This is a genomic window from Mycobacterium sp. NGS40 (assembly GCF_059812735.1).
This window is the reverse complement of record NZ_JCALDG010000001.1, coordinates 679,364-697,461: the sequence shown is the minus strand read 5'-3', so window position 1 is coordinate 697,461 and position 18,098 is coordinate 679,364. Positions and strand designations below refer to the sequence as shown.

The 18,098-nt window shown below is 68.4% G+C and carries 18 protein-coding genes and 1 pseudogene; 7 read left to right on the top strand and 12 right to left on the bottom strand.

The features are described from left to right. Window positions 1–206, bottom strand: a pseudogene (locus tag AC5Y5O_RS03465) (HNH endonuclease signature motif containing protein); the annotation flags it as partial. Window positions 207–365: 159 nt separating this feature from the next. Further along, window positions 366–1,808, bottom strand: a complete 1,443-nt coding sequence (locus tag AC5Y5O_RS03460; RefSeq protein ID WP_500023729.1) for an FAD-dependent oxidoreductase — start codon at window positions 1,806–1,808, stop codon at window positions 366–368. Between the two features lie 270 nt (window positions 1,809–2,078). Here AC5Y5O_RS03460 and AC5Y5O_RS03455 point away from each other — a divergent pair, with 270 nt between their 5' ends. Next, window positions 2,079–2,639, top strand: coding sequence for a DUF732 domain-containing protein (locus AC5Y5O_RS03455; RefSeq protein ID WP_500023727.1), 561 nt, complete (start codon window positions 2,079–2,081; stop codon window positions 2,637–2,639). Here AC5Y5O_RS03455 and AC5Y5O_RS03450 read toward each other — a convergent pair. Both AC5Y5O_RS03450 and AC5Y5O_RS03445 read right to left on the bottom strand, forming a co-directional pair. Beyond that, entirely contained in the window at window positions 2,636–2,920 is a 285-nt protein-coding gene (locus AC5Y5O_RS03450; protein WP_370494518.1) for a DUF3017 domain-containing protein, read from the bottom strand. The two genes, AC5Y5O_RS03455 and AC5Y5O_RS03450, sit on opposite strands and share 4 nt — an antisense overlap. Beyond that, window positions 2,917–3,765: a bifunctional methylenetetrahydrofolate dehydrogenase/methenyltetrahydrofolate cyclohydrolase gene (locus AC5Y5O_RS03445; RefSeq protein ID WP_096285045.1), complete on the bottom strand. Its 849-nt coding sequence runs from the start codon at window positions 3,763–3,765 to the stop codon at window positions 2,917–2,919. Before AC5Y5O_RS03445 ends, AC5Y5O_RS03450 begins: the two co-directional genes overlap by 4 nt. A 94-nt stretch (window positions 3,766–3,859) precedes the next feature. Between AC5Y5O_RS03445 and AC5Y5O_RS03440 the strand changes: the two genes are divergently transcribed. The 3 genes from AC5Y5O_RS03440 (at window position 3,860) to AC5Y5O_RS03430 (ending at window position 10,320) form a co-directional block, all read left to right on the top strand. After that, a complete protein-coding gene (locus tag AC5Y5O_RS03440) occupies window positions 3,860–5,074 on the top strand; it encodes an NADH:flavin oxidoreductase (protein ID WP_096285043.1) in 1,215 nt (404 codons plus the stop codon). Between the two features lie 76 nt (window positions 5,075–5,150). Next, window positions 5,151–7,823 (top strand): ATP-binding cassette domain-containing protein, encoded by a 2,673-nt coding sequence (locus AC5Y5O_RS03435; protein ID WP_500023724.1) that lies wholly within the window; start codon window positions 5,151–5,153, stop codon window positions 7,821–7,823. Between the two features lie 4 nt (window positions 7,824–7,827). Further along, window positions 7,828–10,320, top strand: coding sequence for an ATP-binding cassette domain-containing protein (locus AC5Y5O_RS03430; RefSeq protein WP_500023722.1), 2,493 nt, complete (start codon window positions 7,828–7,830; stop codon window positions 10,318–10,320). Window positions 10,321–10,327: 7 nt separating this feature from the next. On the opposite strand, the gene AC5Y5O_RS03425 is transcribed toward AC5Y5O_RS03430, so the two are convergent. From AC5Y5O_RS03425 to AC5Y5O_RS03400, 6 genes are all read right to left on the bottom strand, one after another. Then, a complete protein-coding gene (locus tag AC5Y5O_RS03425; protein WP_096290900.1) occupies window positions 10,328–10,897 on the bottom strand; it encodes a pentapeptide repeat-containing protein in 570 nt (189 codons plus the stop codon). Between the two features lie 5 nt (window positions 10,898–10,902). Next, the gene (locus tag AC5Y5O_RS03420) at window positions 10,903–11,475 is read right to left on the bottom strand and encodes a GTP-binding protein (protein ID WP_096285037.1); all 573 of its coding nucleotides are present in this window, start codon (window positions 11,473–11,475) and stop codon (window positions 10,903–10,905) included. Then, window positions 11,456–11,830 (bottom strand): DUF742 domain-containing protein, encoded by a 375-nt coding sequence (locus AC5Y5O_RS03415; protein WP_096285035.1) that lies wholly within the window; start codon window positions 11,828–11,830, stop codon window positions 11,456–11,458. The genes AC5Y5O_RS03420 and AC5Y5O_RS03415 overlap by 20 nt, the downstream gene beginning before the upstream one ends. A 6-nt stretch (window positions 11,831–11,836) precedes the next feature. Beyond that, on the bottom strand, window positions 11,837–12,238 hold the full coding sequence (locus AC5Y5O_RS03410) for a serine protease inhibitor (RefSeq protein WP_096285033.1): 402 nt from the start codon (window positions 12,236–12,238) through the stop codon (window positions 11,837–11,839). Next, window positions 12,235–15,000, bottom strand: coding sequence for a sensor histidine kinase (locus AC5Y5O_RS03405; protein WP_500023719.1), 2,766 nt, complete (start codon window positions 14,998–15,000; stop codon window positions 12,235–12,237). Before AC5Y5O_RS03405 ends, AC5Y5O_RS03410 begins: the two co-directional genes overlap by 4 nt. Before the next feature lie 180 nt (window positions 15,001–15,180). Continuing rightward, window positions 15,181–15,786, bottom strand: a complete 606-nt coding sequence (locus AC5Y5O_RS03400) for a class I SAM-dependent methyltransferase (RefSeq protein ID WP_096285029.1) — start codon at window positions 15,784–15,786, stop codon at window positions 15,181–15,183. A 31-nt stretch (window positions 15,787–15,817) separates the two neighbouring features. Here AC5Y5O_RS03400 and AC5Y5O_RS03395 point away from each other — a divergent pair, with 31 nt between their 5' ends. After that, complete coding sequence (locus tag AC5Y5O_RS03395) at window positions 15,818–16,282, top strand: tRNA (cytidine(34)-2'-O)-methyltransferase (protein ID WP_096290899.1); 465 nt, start codon at window positions 15,818–15,820, stop codon at window positions 16,280–16,282. 36 nt (window positions 16,283–16,318) lie between these two features. Continuing rightward, entirely contained in the window at window positions 16,319–16,645 is a 327-nt protein-coding gene (locus AC5Y5O_RS03390) for a YciI family protein (RefSeq protein WP_096285027.1), read from the top strand. Here AC5Y5O_RS03390 and AC5Y5O_RS03385 read toward each other — a convergent pair whose 3' ends face one another. Then, a complete protein-coding gene (locus AC5Y5O_RS03385; protein ID WP_096285025.1) occupies window positions 16,646–17,290 on the bottom strand; it encodes a nitroreductase family protein in 645 nt (214 codons plus the stop codon). Between the two features lie 23 nt (window positions 17,291–17,313). Here AC5Y5O_RS03385 and AC5Y5O_RS03380 point away from each other — a divergent pair, with 23 nt between their 5' ends. Then, window positions 17,314–17,727 carry a TIGR03667 family PPOX class F420-dependent oxidoreductase gene (locus tag AC5Y5O_RS03380; protein ID WP_096290898.1) on the top strand — a complete coding sequence of 138 codons (414 nt, stop codon included), beginning with the start codon at window positions 17,314–17,316 and terminating at the stop codon, window positions 17,725–17,727. Between the two features lie 11 nt (window positions 17,728–17,738). On the opposite strand, the gene AC5Y5O_RS03375 is transcribed toward AC5Y5O_RS03380, so the two are convergent. Next, window positions 17,739–18,080 carry a hypothetical protein gene (locus AC5Y5O_RS03375; RefSeq protein ID WP_096285023.1) on the bottom strand — a complete coding sequence of 114 codons (342 nt, stop codon included), beginning with the start codon at window positions 18,078–18,080 and terminating at the stop codon, window positions 17,739–17,741. Between the last annotated feature and the right edge of the window lie 18 nt (window positions 18,081–18,098).

Here is an 18,098-nt window from a genome sequence, read left to right as displayed (position 1 = left end):
TCCGCCGGCGTAGCCTCCTGCTGGAGTTGAGTGATCAGTGGGTGCTCGCCGGCGGACAGGCGGCGCCGCACCTTTTCGTAGCGGGCCAGCCGGTCCAGGCGCTCGCGGGTGTTCAGCATCGAGGAGTCCAACCCGAGCACGGCATCGAGGGCGGCGTCCAACGCCTCAAACGCCACGTCCTGCGCGGGGGCCACACCTGAACTCATGCCCTGAAACTATCGGCACCCACCGACAGAAACCCCCCACCCAGAGACCACTGAAACGAAAGTGACACAAGAGAATTCACCAGTGTGCACCCACGCCGATTGTCGCTACGAGGCGGGCAAATCACCGCGTGGTCCGAACACTTCGGCAGGCGACCGGCCTCAGAATTTCAGGCCGGAGTACATGACCTGGTTGGGATCGTACTTCTGACGCACGGAGATCAGTTGCGACAGATTCGAGCCGAAGTAGCGCGACGCCGGACTGTTGGGCTCCAGATAATTGACGTAACCGCCGACCGAAAACTGTTGCACCGCTTGGTGTGCCGAACTCAGCCACTGCGTTGCGGCGGCGACCTGGCTGGCGGCGGGCTCGACATACCACTGCAACACCGCGGACTGCTGGCGCCACGGAAACGCCGAATCCCCCGGGCCGACGTCGGCGATGGCACCACCGAGCGGATCCACCAGCAACGACGCCTTCCCGGCCGAGGCGGGCCACTGCCCGATCGCGGTCGCAATGGCATGGGCCGCAGCAGAATTCACGGTGGGGATCACATCGGATCCGGCCACGAAACCCCGCGGCGGCGATGTCGAGCTGCCACCGGCCAGATACGTCACCAGGTCCATTCGGTTCATCGTCTTGTTGGTCACCGCGCTGGGCTGCAAACCGACCGCGGCCTTGATCGCGTCGATCACTCCGGGCGCGCCGCCGGCAGGACAGGTCGCCAGGATATGGCAGTCGGGCTGGACCGAGCCGACCGCGAGATCGACCATGCCCCAGGCATTTCGGTCGGCACCGTTCAGCCAGTTCTGCCAACCGACCAGTACCTGCACCGCCGACGACGGGGCGAACTCCAGCCGGATCACGTCGGTGTCGCCGGTCGGGAAGGTCGCGAAGGTCATCGACGTCGTCACCCCGATGTTGCCGCCACCGCCACCGCGAAGTGCCCAGAACAGGTCCGGATGATCGTTGGCGGACGCGGTGACCACGTCGCCGCTGGGAAGCACCACGGTGGCCGCCTGCAACGCGTCGCAGGCCAGGCCGGCATGCCGGGAATCTGCACCGATTCCCCCGCCGAGCGTCAGCCCCGCGACACCGACGGTGGGACAACTGCCGGTCGGCACGCCGCGACCGGCGCCGGCGCAGACCTGGTGCACCGCCCACAGATTCGTCGCCGGGGTCACCGTGACGTTGCCGCCGTCGAGGTTCGCGCCACCCGGCAGTCCGCGCAGGTCGAGCATCATCGTGCCGTTGGCGCTCGATGCGCCGATGTAGGAATGTCCACCGCCGCGCGGTGCCACCTTGAGCTTGTTGGCCGTCGCGAAGGCGACCGCCTTCTGGACGTCGGCTTGCGAGGACACCGCCACGATCGCCGCGGGGCTGGAGTTGTTGTAGAACGAGTTGAAAACCTGTTTACTCGAGGCGAATTGGGCCCCGCTGGCCGGCAGCACGACACTGCCGCCGATGGTGGAGGCCAAACCGTTCCAGCTCGCGACGGCGGCGCCGGGGTCGGCGGCAGCGCGCGTGGTCCCGAGCACCGCGCCGGACGCCAACATTGAAACGGCGCCACGCAGAAACGTCTGGCGCGAGATGCCACGATCCATGATGGCGAATTCTTAACCATTTCTCACCGCAGGGCACGGCGCCGGCGCATGTGTCGGATCACAGTGTGGCTTCGATTGGCCGGGACGCGATCCGCCTTCGCCGGTAACGCTTTCCGCGCAATAACCGATGTCTCAGAAGCATCGCGCTCACGAAACGCATAGTGTGCAAACCTTGATCTCGCCGTGTCGTAAATGTGACAGCCATAGATCAGTCTTTCCAGAGTGATTTGAGTGCCTTCCGAGCACTCCGCGACAGATGGGGAAGCTGTCATGAAAGCAGTTGCAGCTGCGCATGGTTGGGTCTGGATGTTTCGTCAGCAACCCCTACCGCTTCGCGTGCTGACCGCAGTGGCCGGGCTGCTCGCCGTGGCCGCGGCGTTCGGCTCGCCGCCGGCCGAGGCGGACGCCAACGCCGACGACAGCTTCATCGACGCGCTGAACCACGCCGGCGTCGACTTCGGCCAGCCCGGAAACGCGATGGCCGTAGGCGAATCCATCTGCCCGATGCTGGCCCAGCCCGGCGGCAGCTTCGCCGGGGCCGTCACCAGCGTCAGACGCCAGGGCATGTCGCCGGCGATGGCTCAGATGTTCACCACGATCGCGATTCAGTCGTATTGCCCGCAGGTGATGACGAACTTGGCCAGCGGCAATATGCCCACCATGCCGGGCGGCGGCATGATGCCCGGCGGCGGCATTCCCAATATGCCGGGCGCGATGCCCAATATGCCGGGCGGCATGATGCCGGGCGCCATGCCGAACATGCCCGGCGCCATGCCGAACATGCCGGGCGCGATGCCCAACCTGCCCCAGATAACGGGCCCCGGGATCTAGCCCGTCCCGAGCGGATCGATGGTCCAGGCGATATAGACCATCGCGGCCCCGACCGTCGCGGTCGTGATGAAGTCGATGCCCTTGCTGCGCACCACCAAAAGGCCGGCGCGATCGTCGGATAGCACCAAACGCAGTATCGCGGCGACACCGACGGCGATGCCGATCAGCAGCGAACCGCGACGCCAGAAGTTGGCGCCCACCAACGCGAATGCCGTCACGAAAATCAGCCCGACCAGCAGGATCGGCCACTGGGCTTTCGCCCCGGTCTTCGCCGAACTCATTGCCGCTCGGCCAGCTCGACCACGTTCGTCAGCAGGAATGCCCGCGTCAGCGGGCCGATGCCACCCGGGTTCGGCGACACGTGACCGGCGACCTCCCACACGTCGGGATGCACGTCGCCGGTGAGCTTGTCGTCCACTCGGCTAACGCCGACGTCGAGCACCGCGGCGCCCGGGCGAACCATGTCGGCGGTCACCATGTGCGGCACGCCGACGGCGGCGACGATGATGTCGGCCTGTTTGGTCAACGACGGTAGGTCGCGAGTTCCGGTGTGGCACAACGTCACTGTCGCGTTCTCCGAGCGCCGTGTCAGCAGCAGGCCCAGCGGGCGGCCGACCGTGACGCCGCGGCCGATGACGACCACGTGCGCACCGGCGATCTCGACGTCGTAGCGGCGCAGCAGGTGCACGATGCCGCGCGGGGTGCACGGAAGCGGAGCCGGGTTGTTGAGCACCAGTCGGCCCAGGTTCGTCGGGTGCAGGCCGTCGGCGTCCTTGGCGGGATCGATGCGCTCCAGCGCGGCGTTCTCGTCCAACCGACCCCGCGGCAATGGCAACTGCACGATGTAGCCGGTGCAGTCGGGGTTGGCGTTGAGCTCGTCGATCGTCTCGTTCAGCTTGGCCATGGAGATGTCGGCGGGAAGGTCGCGACGGATTGAGGTGATGCCCACCTTCGCGCAGTCGGCATGCTTACCGCGCACGTAGGCCTGGGACCCCGGGTCGTCGCCGACCAGGATCGTGGCCAGCCCGGGCGTGCGCCCCGCCGCGGTGAGTGCCGCGACTCGTTCCTTGAGGTCGACGAAGATCTCGTCGCGGGTGGCCTTGCCGTCCAGTGTGATTGCGCCCACGCCTGCCAGTGTTCCATGTCCTGGGCGGTGCCTCATGACGGCGACCCCCAGCGGCCTGCTTCGCAACCCTTGCGATCGCCGTTACGCTCCTCGCATGGCATCTGCACAGCCCCAGATTCCCGACGTATTCAGCCCGGCCAAGCTGGGTCCGATCACGCTGCGCAACCGGACCATCAAGTCCGCCACGTTCGAAGCGCGCACGCCCGGCGCTCTGGTGAGCGACGACCTGATCGAGTACCACCGCGCGCCGGCGGCCGGCGGGGTCGGCATGACGACCGTCGCCTATCTCGCCGTCTCCCAGGGCGGACGCACCGAGGGCAACGGGCTCTGGATGCGCCCCGAGGCCGTGCCGGGATTGCGCAAGCTCACCGACGCGATCCACGCCGAGGGTGCGGCGATCAGCGCGCAGATCGGCCACGCGGGTCCGGTCGCCAACGCCAAGTCCAACAAGGCCAAGGCGCTGGCGCCGGTGCGGTTCTTCAACCCGATCGGAATGCGCTTCGCCAAGAAGGCAACCCGCGACGACATCCAAGACGTGATCACCGCGCACGCCAACGCGGTCCGGCTCGCCATGGAAGCCGGCTTCGATGCGGTCGAAATTCATTTGGGCCACAACTATTTGGCGAGCTCGTTCCTGTCGCCGTTGATCAACCGTCGCAACGACGAATTCGGTGGCTCCTTGGAGAACCGGGCCAAGGTCGCGCGCGGCATCGTGATGGCCGTTCGCCGCGCGGTGGACAAGGAAGGAACGCCGATCGCGGTCACGGCCAAGCTCAACATGGCCGACGGCGTGCGCGGCGCCATCACCACCGAAGAGTCGCTGATCACCGCCAAATGGCTGGAAGAAGACGGCGGTCTGGACGCGATCGAACTGACCGCGGGCAGCTCGCTGGTCAACCCGATGTATCTGTTCCGCGGCGACGCGCCGATCAAGGAGTTCGCCGGCGCCTTCAAGCCGCCGCTGCGCTGGGGCATGCGGATGACGGGCACGAAGTTCCTGCGCGAATACCCTTACCGCGAGGCGTATCTGCTGCGCGACGCCAAGCTGTTCCGGGCCGAACTCAAGATGCCGCTGATCCTGCTCGGCGGCATCACCAACCGCGAGACGATGGACCTCGCGATGGCCGAGGGATTCGAATTCGTCGCGATGGCGCGCGCGCTGCTGGCCGAGCCGGACCTGATTAATCGACTCGCGGCCGACGGCGCCCGGCACAGCGTCCATTCGGCGTGTACGCACTGCAATCGGTGCATGCCGACGATCTACACGCGCACCCGCTGCGTCGTCACCGGAGCGCCCGACAACAGCTGAGTGCGCGGCCACAGCCGACCCGACGTGCCGCGTTGGTGCAAAAGGGGAAATAGGTCCACGAGCTAGAGTTGGGGCGATGAATTCACCAGCCCCGCCGGCGCTGACTGTCCGGTACGACGGGTCGGAACGCACCTTTGCAGCCGGTCACGACGTGGTGGTGGGGCGCGATCTCCGGGCCGACATGCGCATCACGCACCCCCTGATTTCGCGCGCCCACCTGTTGCTGCGCTTCGACCAGGGCCGGTGGCTGGCCATCGACAACGGTTCGCTCAACGGCACTTTCGCCAACGGCAGGCGGGTGCCGGTCGTCGACATCCACGACGGGCAGAGCGTCAACATCGGAAACCCGGACGGCCCGCTGCTGACGTTCGAGGTCGGGCGCCACCAAGGGATGGCCGGGCGCCCGCCGCGCACCGAGTCGATGGGCATTCCGGTCGCGGCCGGATCCGCCGCGACGGCGTGGCCTTCGTCACAGGCCTCAGGGCAACCGGGGCATCCGCCGGCCGCCCCGCCCGGACCGCCGCCCGGGCGCCAGACCGCCTGGAGCGGCAGTCCCGCGCCGCGTCCGCATCCCGGCGCGGCGGCCCAGCGGCCGGGACCGCCGGGGCAACCGGTGTATCCGACGTCGGTGGGCCGCCCGCCCGCCTATCCCCCGAATGGCCCGCCACCGCCCGGCGGCCCGCCTCCCCCGCCGATGCCGGCCGCACCGCGAACACAGATGGCGCCCGTTGTCGCCGAGGCCAAAGCGGCGCCGGAGGTGGGGAATCTGGCGACCAAGATGTTCCAGGCGCTGCTGCCGTCCCGGTCCGGTGCGATGCAAAAGCCCACCGGCGCGCAGACGATCGGGCGCGCCACCGACAACGACATCGTCATCCAGGACGTCCTGGCCTCGCGCCATCACGCGTTCTTGCTCCAGACGCCGCTCGGCACCGAGATCCGCGACGCGCACAGCGTCAACGGAACCTTCGTCAACGGCGTCCGCGTCGGCTCGGCGGTGCTGACCGAGGGCGACGTCGTCACGATCGGAAACGTCGACCTCGTCTTCAGCCGCGACACCCTGGTGCGCCGCACGGAAGCGGCGACACGCACCGGCGGCCTCGAGGTGAACTCGGTCTGCTACACCGTCGAGCAGGGCAAAAAGCAACTGCTGGACCACATCTCGCTGACCGCCCGCCCCGGAACCCTGACGGCGATCATCGGCGGGTCCGGCGCCGGCAAGACGACGCTGTCGCGGCTGATCGCCGGCTACACCAGCCCGACTTCCGGCACGGTGACCTTCGAGGGCCACAACATCCACACCGAGTACGCGTCGCTGCGCAGCAGGATCGGGATGGTCCCGCAGGATGACGTCGTGCACCGCCAGCTCACCGTCAACCAGGCGCTGGGTTACGCGGCCGAGCTGCGGCTGCCGCCGGACACCAGCAAGGCCGACCGCGAACAGGTGGTGTCCCAGGTGCTCGAGGAACTCGAGCTGACCAAGCACGCCGACACCCGCGTCGACAAGCTCTCCGGCGGCCAGCGCAAGCGCGCCTCGGTGGCCCTGGAATTGCTCACCGGGCCGTCGCTGCTGCTGCTCGACGAACCCACCACCGGTCTGGATCCGGCGCTGGACCGCCAGGTGATGATGATGCTGCGTCAGCTGGCCGACGCCGGCCGCGTGGTGCTGGTGGTCACCCACTCGGTGTCCTACCTCGACGTCTGCGATCAGCTGCTGCTGGTGGCTCCAGGCGGCAAGACGGCGTTTCTCGGTCCACCCAGCCAGATCGGCGCGGCGATGGGCACCACCAACTGGGCCGACATCTTCGCCAAGGTGGGCGCCGACCCGGATGAGGCCAACCGCCGCTTCCGGGAGGAAAACCAGCAAAAGCTGCCGCAGGTGCCGTCCGAACACAGCCCGGCGGCCGATCTCGGTGAAGCGCCGCACGCCAACGCGTTTCGCCAGTTCTCCACGATCGCGCGGCGCCAGATACGGCTGGTCATCTCCGACCGCGGCTACACGGTGTTCCTCGCGCTGTTGCCTTTCCTGATCGGCATTCTGACCCTCACGGTTCGCGGCAACAGCGGATACGGCATGTCCGATCCGCTGGGCAACAATCCCGCCCAGCCCGACCAGATTCTGGTGATGCTCAACGTCGGGGCGGTGTTCATGGGTACCGCGCTGACCATCCGCGACCTGATCGGCGAGCGACCCATCTTCCGCCGCGAACAGGCGGTCGGCCTGTCCACGGGTGCCTATATGGGCGCGAAAATCGTGGTGTTCTCCACGTTCGCGATCGTCCAGGCCGCGATCGCGACCATCATCTCGGTGATCGGGTGGGGCAAGCCGATCTCGAACGCCGTGATCCTGGGGGACGTCAACTTCGAACTGTTCGTCACCGTGGCGGCGACGTGTGTGGGTGCGGCACTGCTCGGCATGGCGCTGTCGGCGCTGGCCCAATCCCAAGACCAGATCATGCCGATGCTGGTGGTGTCGATCATGAGCCAGCTGGTGTTCTCCGGCGGCATGATCTGGGTGACCAACCGGGCCGTGCTCGACCAGTTGTCGTGGGTCACGCCCGCCCGCTGGGGCTTCGCGGCGTCGGCGTCGACGATCGACACCCACCGGCTGATCCCGGGTCCGACGGACCCCAAAGACCAGCACTGGAATCACACCAAGAGCGCATGGCTGTTCGATATGGCCATGCTCGGAGTCCTGTGCATAAGCTATAGCGCGATCGTGTGGTGGAAGATCCGGCTGAAACGACGCTGAACTGATGAATGCGCCTGCGCAATCGATACTGACCGTTCGATCCAACCGATCGGAGGTCAGTTTCGCTCCCGGCGGCGACGTCATCGTCGGCAGCGACGTCCGGGCCGACCTACGCGTAGCGCATCCGCTGGTCGCGCGTGCACACCTGCTGCTGCGCTTCGATCACGGCAGATGGGTTGCGGTCGACAACAGTTCGCGGGGCGGCATCTTCGTCGACGGACGGCGGGTGCCGACCGTCGACGTCCACGACGGCCAGGGCATCAACCTCGGCGCCCCCGACGGACCGCGGATCGTCCTGGCGATCGGCCACCACCGCGGCAACGTCGGCGTGCTGCCGCCCACGTCGCAAGCCGTTCCGACGGTCCCGCCGGCCGACCCCGGCGCGCGGCCGGTGCCGCCTCAGCACACGCCCTACGTGGACCCGCCCACCGACGCGGTGCACACCCGGGCGGTGCCGATCGTGCGGCCCACCGTGACCACCCAGGCCGTCCCGAACGACGCGACCCGCGTGGCCCAGCCCACCGGCACGGACATGTCGCAGTTCCCGACCAGGGTGATGAAGATCGTCGGACCCGAATCGGGCGTGCAGGCGCCGACCGGGGGCACCGCCTGGATCGGGCGCGAACTCGACAACGACATCGTCATCCACGACGTGCTGGCCTCGCGCCACCACGCGTTCCTGGAGCCGACCCCCGCCGGCATCGAGATCCGCGACGCGAACAGCATCAACGGAACGTTCGTCAACGGGGTGCGGGTCGGGCAGGCCCTGCTTTCCGAGGGCGACGTGATCACGATCGGCAATGTCGACCTGGTGTTCAGCGCCGGCCTGCTGGCCCGTCGCCAAGACGCGGCGACCCGCACCGGCGGCCTGGAGGTGCACGACGTCGGCTTCGCGATCAACGGAAAGGATCTGCTGCAGCAGATCACGATGACGGCCAGGCCCGGCACGCTGACGGCCATCATCGGTGGGTCGGGCGCCGGCAAGTCGACGCTGTCCCGGCTGATCGCCGGCTACACCACCCCGACCGCGGGCGCGGTCACCTTCGAGGGCCACAACATCCACACCGCCTACGCCTCGCTGCGCAGCAGGATCGGGATGGTCCCCCAGGACGACGTCGTGCACCGCCAGCTGACCGTCAACCAGGCGCTGGGCTATGCGGCCGAGCTGCGGCTGCCGCCGGACACCAGCAAGGCCGACCGCGACCAGGTGGTGGCTCAGGTGCTCGAGGAGCTGGGGCTGACGGCGCACGCCGAGACCCGGGTCGACAAGCTCTCCGGCGGCCAGCGCAAACGCGCCTCGGTCGCCCTCGAGCTGCTCACCGGCCCGTCGCTGCTGATCCTCGACGAGCCGACCTCGGGGCTGGACCCGGCGCTGGACCTGCAGGTCATGACGATGCTGCGCCAGCTCGCCGACGCCGGGCGCGTCGTGCTGGTCGTCACGCACTCGCTGACCTATCTCGACGTCTGCGACCAGGTGCTGCTGATGGCGCCCGGCGGCAAGATCGCGTTCCTCGGCCCACCCAGCGATATCGGGGACGCGATGGGCACCACCAACTGGGCCCAGATCTTCGCGAAGGTCGGCGCCGATCCCGACGAGGCCAACCGCCGGTTCCTGGAACGCCAGGACCACACGCCTCCTACCCGGGCCGAGACGCCGGCCGACCTGGGCACCCCGTCGCGCACCAGCATGCTGCACCAGTTCTCCACGATCGCGCGGCGCCAGATTCGGTTGATCATCTCCGATCGCGCCTACTTCGCCTTCCTGGCGGTGTTGCCGTTCATTCTGGGTGCGCTGTCGCTCACCGTTCCCGGCCATAGCGGCTTCGGGATCGGCGACCCGAACAGCGAGACGCCCGACGAAGCCGCCCAGATCCTGACGCTGATGTCGATCGCCGCCGTCTTCATGGGTACGGCGCTGACGATCCGCGATCTGATCGGCGAGCGCCCGATCTTCCAGCGCGAGCAGGCCGTCGGCCTATCCACCGGTGCCTACCTGTGCGCCAAGATCACCGTGTTCTGCGCGTTCGCGATCATCCAGGCGGCGATCGCGACCGGCATCGTGCTGATCGGCAAGGGCGCTCCCAAACAGCCGGCGGTGCCGCTCGGTAATGCCAGCTTGGAGCTGTTCGTCACGGTCGCCGCGACGTGCGTGGCCTCGGCGATCCTCGGGCTGGTGTTGTCGTCGATCGCGCGCTCCAACGAACAGATCATGCCGCTGCTGGTGGTGTCGCTGATGCTGCAGCTGGTGCTCGCCGGCGGCCTGATTCCGGTGACCGGCCGGCTCTTCCTCGACCAGCTGTCCTGGCTGATGCCGTCGCGCTGGGGCTACGCGGCGTCGGCGGCCACGGTCAATCTACGGCTGCTGGTACCGATCGGGCCGAAGGACAGCCACTGGGCGCACACCGAGAGCGCATGGCTGCTCGACATGGGAATGCTCGGCGCGCTGTCGGTGATCTACTCCGTCATTGTGTGGTGGCGCATCCGGCTCCGGCGTTGATCAGGCGCTAGTCCGACCTGGCGTCCGGGCCCCCGTCTAAGCGCAGCCCGTGCGCCAACGCGAACGCCATCGCCTGGGGCACGTCCACCCGCACACCGGTCAGGGTGGCGGTGCGCCACAACGCCGGATCGGCTGTCGCGCCGCGCAGGTCGGCGTCGTCGAGGCGGGTGCCGGTGGTCCGCGCTCCGGACAGGTCGGCGCCGCGCAGCACGGCCTTGCGCAGGTCGGTCTCCACCAGGCTGGTTTCGCGCAGCCGGCAGCCGCTCAGGTCGACGCCGCGCAGGTCGTTGCCGCCCAGCACCGCGAGCGTGAAGTCCACTTCGTCAAAGGTGATCGGACGCAGCCGACACTGCACGAAGACCGATCCCAGCATGCTGCACTGCGCAAATGTGCTGTGCCACAGCGTTGTTCGCTCGAACTTGCAGTTACGGAAGGCGGAGCCGCGGTGCTCCGACTCGGCCAGGTTGACGCCGCTGAAATCGCACTCGCTGAATACCGCCCGTTCGGTGCGCAACCGGCCCAGGTCCTCGTCGCGGAAGTCGCGGCCGGTGAACTCGCAATCGGCCCACTGCTGCACCGCGGTCAAGCCGTCAGGCTCTGCAGCGCGTACTCGCTGATCGCGATCAGCGCATCGGTGGCCGACCGGCGATCCCTGGCGTCGACGCGGATCACCGGAATGTGCGGGGACAGGGCCAGCGCTTCGCGGATAGCCGCGGCGGGATACCTTGGCGCACCGTCGAATTGGTTGACCGCGATCAGGAACGGGAGGTTGCGGTGCTCGAAGAAGTCGACCGCGGCGAAGCTGTCCTGCAGCCGGCGGCAGTCGACCAGCACGATCGCACCGATGGCACCGCGCACCAGGTCGTCCCACATGAACCAGAACCGCCGCTGGCCGGGCGTGCCGAACAGGTAGAGCACCAGGTCGCGGTCCAGGGTGATCCGGCCGAAGTCCATCGCCACCGTGGTGGTGCGCTTGTCGGGGGTGGCTTCGAGCATGTCGACGCCGGCCGAGGCGTCGGTGACGATCTCCTCGGTGCGCAGCGGCATGATCTCCGAGACCGACCCGACGAACGTGGTCTTACCGGCGCCGAACCCGCCGGCGATGACGATCTTCGTCGAGGCGCTGGCGCCGGAGTCAGAGTGCTTTAAGGCCACGCAGGGTCCTCCCTATCAGTTCGTGGCGCTCATCACGGGTCGACTGCTCGGTCAATGTTGCGTGCACCCGAAGGTAACCGGACAAGACCAGATCACCGACCAGGACGCGCGTGACCCCGATCGGCAGGTTCAGCCGGGCCGCCACCTCGGCGACGGACGGGCTCTGCACGCACAGTCCGATGATCTTGCCTCTCGCATCGTCGGCCGGCCAGCGGTGAGCCTGCCCGGCCCGCAACGTCTCGACCGGCGCCTCCAGCGGAATGTCGACGCTCGCGTTCGTCCGCCCGGCCGTCAGGGTGTACGGGCGGACCAGGCTCGCCTCACGCGCGGGCGGCCCGGCTTGGCGTTTGTCCATCGCGGCTCACGAATGCCTAGCGGAACGGCGGGTGGACTGCACGACGCCGCCCACCCGTTCGACAAGGATCGCCATCTCGTATCCGATTTGACCGATATCGCACGACGTCTCGGCCAGCGTCGCCAGGTGTGACCCATCCCCGACGCGCATCAACAACAAGTAGCCGTTCTGCATCTCGACCACCGACTGCAGCACCTGACCGCCGTCAAACAGCTGCGCGGCACCGGTCGCGAGACTGGCCAGCCCGGAGGCCACCGCGGCCAATTGGTCGGCTCGTTCGCGGGGCAGCAGTTCGCTGGCGGCGATGGGCAGACCGTCGACGGACACCAGCAGCGCATGCGCCACCCCGGGGACCTCGCGGGCGAACTGCGTCACCAGCCAGTCCAGTGAGCTGCCTGCAGACGTCATTCCTCATCGGGTCCTTGACTCGAGTGGCGGGCGTGTGACCGTCCGCTGCGCACGCCGCCGAAGTGGTTGCTGAACGAGGCGCGAACCGCCTCGGGGTCGCGGGCCGCGTGCAGCCCGCCGTTCGATGGTACGAGGGAATCGTCGGCGTCGGCCGCGCCGGGCACCAGTCGGGCTCCGGGCGTACGCACCGGCAGGCCGTGGTCGGCGGTGCGCTGTTCGACGGGCCTGTCGTCGGCCTCGGCGGCCAGCGACCAGCCGCGGTCCCACACCGACTGCCAGTCCAGGTCGGGGCTGTTGACCAGGTCGTGCGGGTCACCCATCATCTCCGAGAGCATCCGCCGATAGATCACGTCGTCCTTGGACGGGCCGGCCGCGGGAGGGCTCGGCCTAGGGGCCCGGGCAGGTGGCGGGGTGCCGGTCCCGCGCGACCGCGCGGCGAAGAACGCCGAGGTGTCCGATACCGCCGGGGCCGGCTTCGGGGTCGGCTTGGGCGTCGGCTTGGGCGTCGGTTGCGGGGCCGGCGGCGTGGGGCGTGGCTGGTTCTCGTTCTCCCACCACGCAGTGGCCAGTTCCCGGCGGCGCTTGGGCAGCGGCGGCTGGGCGGCGGGTGCGGCGGGCACGTCGGTGATGCCGCTGGAACCGGGGCTGCGGCGGGGCAGCAACGAGATCGGTGGCGCCTCGCCGCTGGCGGGGGTGGCCGCGACGGGGCGCGGACGCGTCGCGGCGTTGCCGGCGTCCGGCGATCCGCTGGCCAGCTTGGCGCTCGGCGACGAGACCGCCCGGATCCGTTCCCGCGGCTCCACCGAGATTTCGGCCGGGCCGCCGGCGAAGCCCTCCAGCACCGCCGGTGGCAGGTAGACCTCGGCGGTCGTGCCGGTGCCCGCCTCCCCGGTCGCCGGACCCCGCAGCCCGACCCGGATACCGTGCCGCGCGGCGATCCGCCCCACCACGAAAAGTCCCATGTGGCGGGCATTCTCTGGAACCGGGTCGGGCGTGGCCTCGCCGCCGGCCTGCAGGCGCATGTTGGCCATCCGGCGATCGGAATCGTTCATGCCCAAGCCGGAGTCGGCGATCCGCAACACCACGCCGCCTTGAGGATCCAGGCCGCCGCGGGCCCCGTAGATCCGGACGTGCGTCGACGGCGGCGAGTAGCGCAGGGCGTTGTCGATCAGCTCGGCGAACAGATGGATCGCGCCGCCGGCGGCCGCGCCGACCAGCATGCAGTCGGGCAGCTCGCCCAGCTCGACCCGCCGATAGTCCTCCACCTCGGAGACGGCCGCATTGATCACCGTCGACAGCGGAACCGGCTCGCGCTGGTCGCGGGCCAGCTGCGCACCGGCGAGCACCAGCAGGTTCGCGCTGTTGCGGCGCAGCCGCGCGGCCAGGTGATCCAGCCGGAACAGGCTGTCCAGGCGCTCGGGATCCTCTTCGTTGCGCTCCAGTCGGTCGATCAGCGACAGCTGCTGGTCGACCAGCGAGCGGCTGCGCCGCGACATCGTCTCGAACATGTCGTTGACCAGCAGTCGCAACCGCGCCTCGTCACCGGCCAGCAGTAGCGCCTGGGTGTGCAGCTCGTCCACCGCGTGCGCGACCTGGCCGATCTCCTCGGTGGTGGATACCGGCAGCGGCGCCGGAATCGGTTCGGCCTCACCGGCTTTGATCCGGGCGATCTCCTCCTCCAGGTCGGTGTGGGCGACCTTGAGCGCGCCGTCGCGCAACACCCGCAGCGGCACCACCAGCGCGCGCGCCATCAGCAACACGATGAGCAGTGCGATCACGATGGCGGCCAGCACCACGACGCCGTCGACGATCGCGGAGTTGCGCCGATCGTCGGCCTGGGTGTGCACCGACTTGGTCACCGACACGGTGGCGTCGGTGACGACCTGCTCGGCGATGGCGTCGGTGGTCTGGATGGAGCGCAACAGGTCCGGGTTGTCGACGAGCACGGCCGCCGGATCGGACATGATCGCCATCCGGGTCACCATCTGCTGCTGCAGCGTCTTGGCTTCCTGCGAGCCGACACCGAGCACCTGGCTCATCCCGAACAGCGTGGACGGCTCGGTGCCGGCCAGGGTGATCATCGAGGTGCGCAACTGCGGCTCGGGCAGGTCGGCGCCGCGGGTCACCAGAATCTCCTGCATCGTCATCTGGCCGCGGGCCCCGACCGCCCGGCTCAAACCCTGTGCCTGCGCCCGGATCTGCTCGTCGTCCACCTGCACCGACGCGTTGATGACGTCCTCGGCCGTCAACAGCAGCGGCGCATAGGTGGTCACCCGGTCGCGCACCCCGATGCTGTTGTCGGTCACCTTGTCCAGCAGCGACTGACCGCCGCCCAGCAGCGTGCCGACTCCCGTGCGGACATCGGGAGTGACGTCGGTGTCCGCCAACCGGGTCTGCAGCTCACCCTTGCGGGCGTCATAGTTCTTCTTCGCGCCCTCGACGTCGCGCCCGGTGGAGTTCGCCAACAGCGCGACGTCCAGTGCCGACATGTATTTGGTGAGTGCCGGCAGCACGTCGGCGCGCGCGGCGGCCAATCGCAGGCCGCTGGAGCTCGACATGGCTGTGTTGACGCGCAGCCCGCCGAAAATCGCCGCCAGAGTGAGCGGGACCAGCACAATCGCCAGCACCTTCCACCCGACCGGCCAGTTGCTCGGCGACCAGGCCGGCGGACGTTTCGCCGGGGCCGCCGCGTGCGCCTTGGCCTGAACCAACTCGGTGGGTGCCGGATCGGCCGAACTGGCCGGGCGGTTGAACATCGTCATGTGGTACCGGCCGCTGCGCCGACACTGCGCATCGAAAGAAACGAGAGGCTCATGAACTTCCTGCTTTTATTCCGCTCCCCCCGCGCCAAGACGCGCGAGCGGTAAACGCGTGGCAATTCGACGAGTATGACAGCCCGCGGCCCGGCTCACCAGAATCGTTACTGAGCAGATAGCCAGGGCCTACGCGGCCCGCAGGATCGCGACGAGGAAGTCGGAGTCGTCCGTGAACGGTCGCAGATCCCAGGTGGACAGCAGCACGTCGGGAGCGAACCCGGCGGCCGCCGCGTGCTGAAGAAAATCGGCGAACTCGTAGTCGCGCCCGGCGCCGAATCCGATCACCGCTCGACCGTCGTCGGCGAGGTGAGCGCGGAGCCGCTGCAGCACCTGCCCGCGAGTACTCGGCGCGAGGAACGCCATCACGTTGCCGGCGGACACGATCACGTCGAAAGGTTCGGCGACGCCGCGCGCCGGCAAGTCCAGCTCGGCGAGATCGCCGACCAGCCACTGCGGGCCGGGATAGTCCTGCGCGGCCGCGGCGATCAGCGCCGGGTCAACGTCGACGCCGACGACCCGATGACCGACCGTGGCCAGATAGCCCCCCACCCGTCCGGGGCCGCAGCCGGCGTCGAGGATGCGAGCGCCGCGGGGCACCATGGCGTCGATCATGCGGGCCTCGCCGACCAGATCCTTGCCGTCGCGGGCCATGGAACGGAACCGCTCGATGTACCAGTCCGAGTGTCCCGGATCGGCCGCAACCTTGCGCATCCAGATGCTCTGCTCGACCATGCCGCAATTATCGCCGTGTGAAGATGGCGGTGTGTTCCGGCTGCTGTTCTACTCGCCGCGCATCGCACCTAACACAGGCAACGCCATCCGGACGGCCGCGGCCACCGGCGCCGAATTGCATCTGGTTGAGCCGATGGGCTTCGACCTGTCCGAATCGAAGGTGCGCCGGGCCGGATTGGACTACCACGACCTGGCATCGGTCACCGTGCACGCGACGCTGCAGGCCGCATGGGAGGTGCTGACGCCGGCGCGAGTGTTCGCGTTCACCGCGCACGCGTCGACGTCCTACGCCGACGTCGCCTACCGGCCCGGCGACGTGCTGATGTTCGGTCCGGAACCGGACGGGCTGGACGCGGCGACGCTGGCCGACAGCCACGTCACCGGCCAGGTACGTATCCCGATGCTGGCCGGCCGGCGGTCGCTGAACCTGGCCAATGCCGCGGCGATAGCGATCTACGAGGCCTGGCGCCAGCACGGCTATCCCGGCGCGGTGTAGCGGTGAGTCCGGGGCCGGACGCTAGTCAGCCTTGATATGCCTACCTTCATCACGATCGGATACGGCAACGAGGCCGGATACCGCCAATTGAGTGACGACCGTCGACGGGCCGCGCACACCCGCGATGACGAACTCGGTGCGTCCGGAGCGCTGATCGGCCGCGCCGGCGAGCCCGTCCAGGTCCGCAATCACGACGGCGCGGGCGTGGGGGTCGAACCGGGCGCATTCCTGCGATCGGCATTGCCGATCGCGGGGTTCGCGGTGATCGAGGCCGACGATCTCGACGCGGCGATCGAGCGGGTGAGCCAGACCCCGTGCGCAATGGCGTACGGGGTCGTCGAGGTCTGGCCGCTGCAGCCCTGACTACCAGGTGTTCCAGTGCGTCAAGGTCTCGGCCGGCAGCCGCTTGGCCGGGCGAAAGTCGGTGCCTTTGGTGTAGGCGATCGGGAACAGCCCACCCTGGCTGAACTTCTCGTACGGGATGCCGAGCACCTCGGCGGCCTTGCGCTCGCCGTCGCCGAGCAGGTGCAGCGTCGTCCAACAGGAGCCCAGCCCGCGGGAGCGCAGCGCCAGGCAGAAGCTCCATACCGCCGGGAACAGCGACGCCCAGAACGAGACGCCGCCCAGTGGCGACTTGTCTTCGCGGCCGGCGATGCACGGGATCATCAGCACCGGCGCCTCGTGGATGTGCTCGGCGAGATACATCGCCGAGTCCACGACCTTGGGCATCCGCTCGTTGCGGGTGTCACCCTCGCCGTAATCGGGCTTCGGCGCGGACAGGTAGGGCTGGGCGTGCGACAGGTAGATCTCGCCGATCGCCTTCTTCTTCTCGGCGTCCTCGACGAACACCCACTGCCACCCCTGCGAGTTGGATCCGGTGGGCGCCTGCAACGCCAGCTCGAGGCATTCCATCAGGACCTCGCGAGACACCGGCTTGTCGAAGTCGAGGCGCTTGCGTACCGAGCGGGTGGTGGTGAGAAGTTCGTCGACGGACAGGTTGAGGGTCATAGGTGGAGGCTACATTCGGTTTCATGAGCGTCGAACTGACACAAGAAGTTTCCAGCAGGCTGACATCCGACAACTTTGGCTGGCTGACGACCGTCGCCAAATCGGGTCAGCCGGTTCCCCGGCTGATCTGGTTCTACTTCGACGGCGCGGAGCTGACGGTGTACTCGATGCCGCAGGCCGGCAAGGTCCGGCACATCGAGGCGCACCCGCAGGTGAGCCTGAACCTGGATTCCGACGGCAACGGCGGCGGCATCATCGTGATCGGGGGAAGCGCGAGGGTCGATGCGGTCGACGTGAATTGTCGAGACGACGAGCCCTACTGGGCCAAGTACAGCGCGGCCGCGGAGCAGTTGGAGACCGAGGGCATATCGATGGATGCGTTCAGCACGCGACTGAGGATCACGCCGACGAAGGTGTGGACGACGCCGACGGGCTGAGCCCGGGGTCGCTAGGGCGGAGGAGGCGGTCCGTCGGGCGGAATCGCGCCGCCGCAGCCACCCGGCGGGGGCGGCCCCGGAAGGGGTTCGTCGCCGCCGACGCAGTCGTAATAAAATTGCGGGCCGACTATCCAGGTTTTCATCCACTGGTGCCAGAACGACCCGTCGGGATACTTCTCGCCGTCGCACACGGCCAAATTGCCGTAACCCCATCGACCACCCGGACAAAAGCCCTTCGTCATGTCCGGCTGGTGCGGGTCGGGCGGATCGGCGCTGGCCACGGCGGGAGAAAGAACAAGCGCCGCAGCGCAACCCAATATCGCGGCGCCGCGGCGAACGAGCTTGAATTTCATTGTCGACTCCCTTGACCA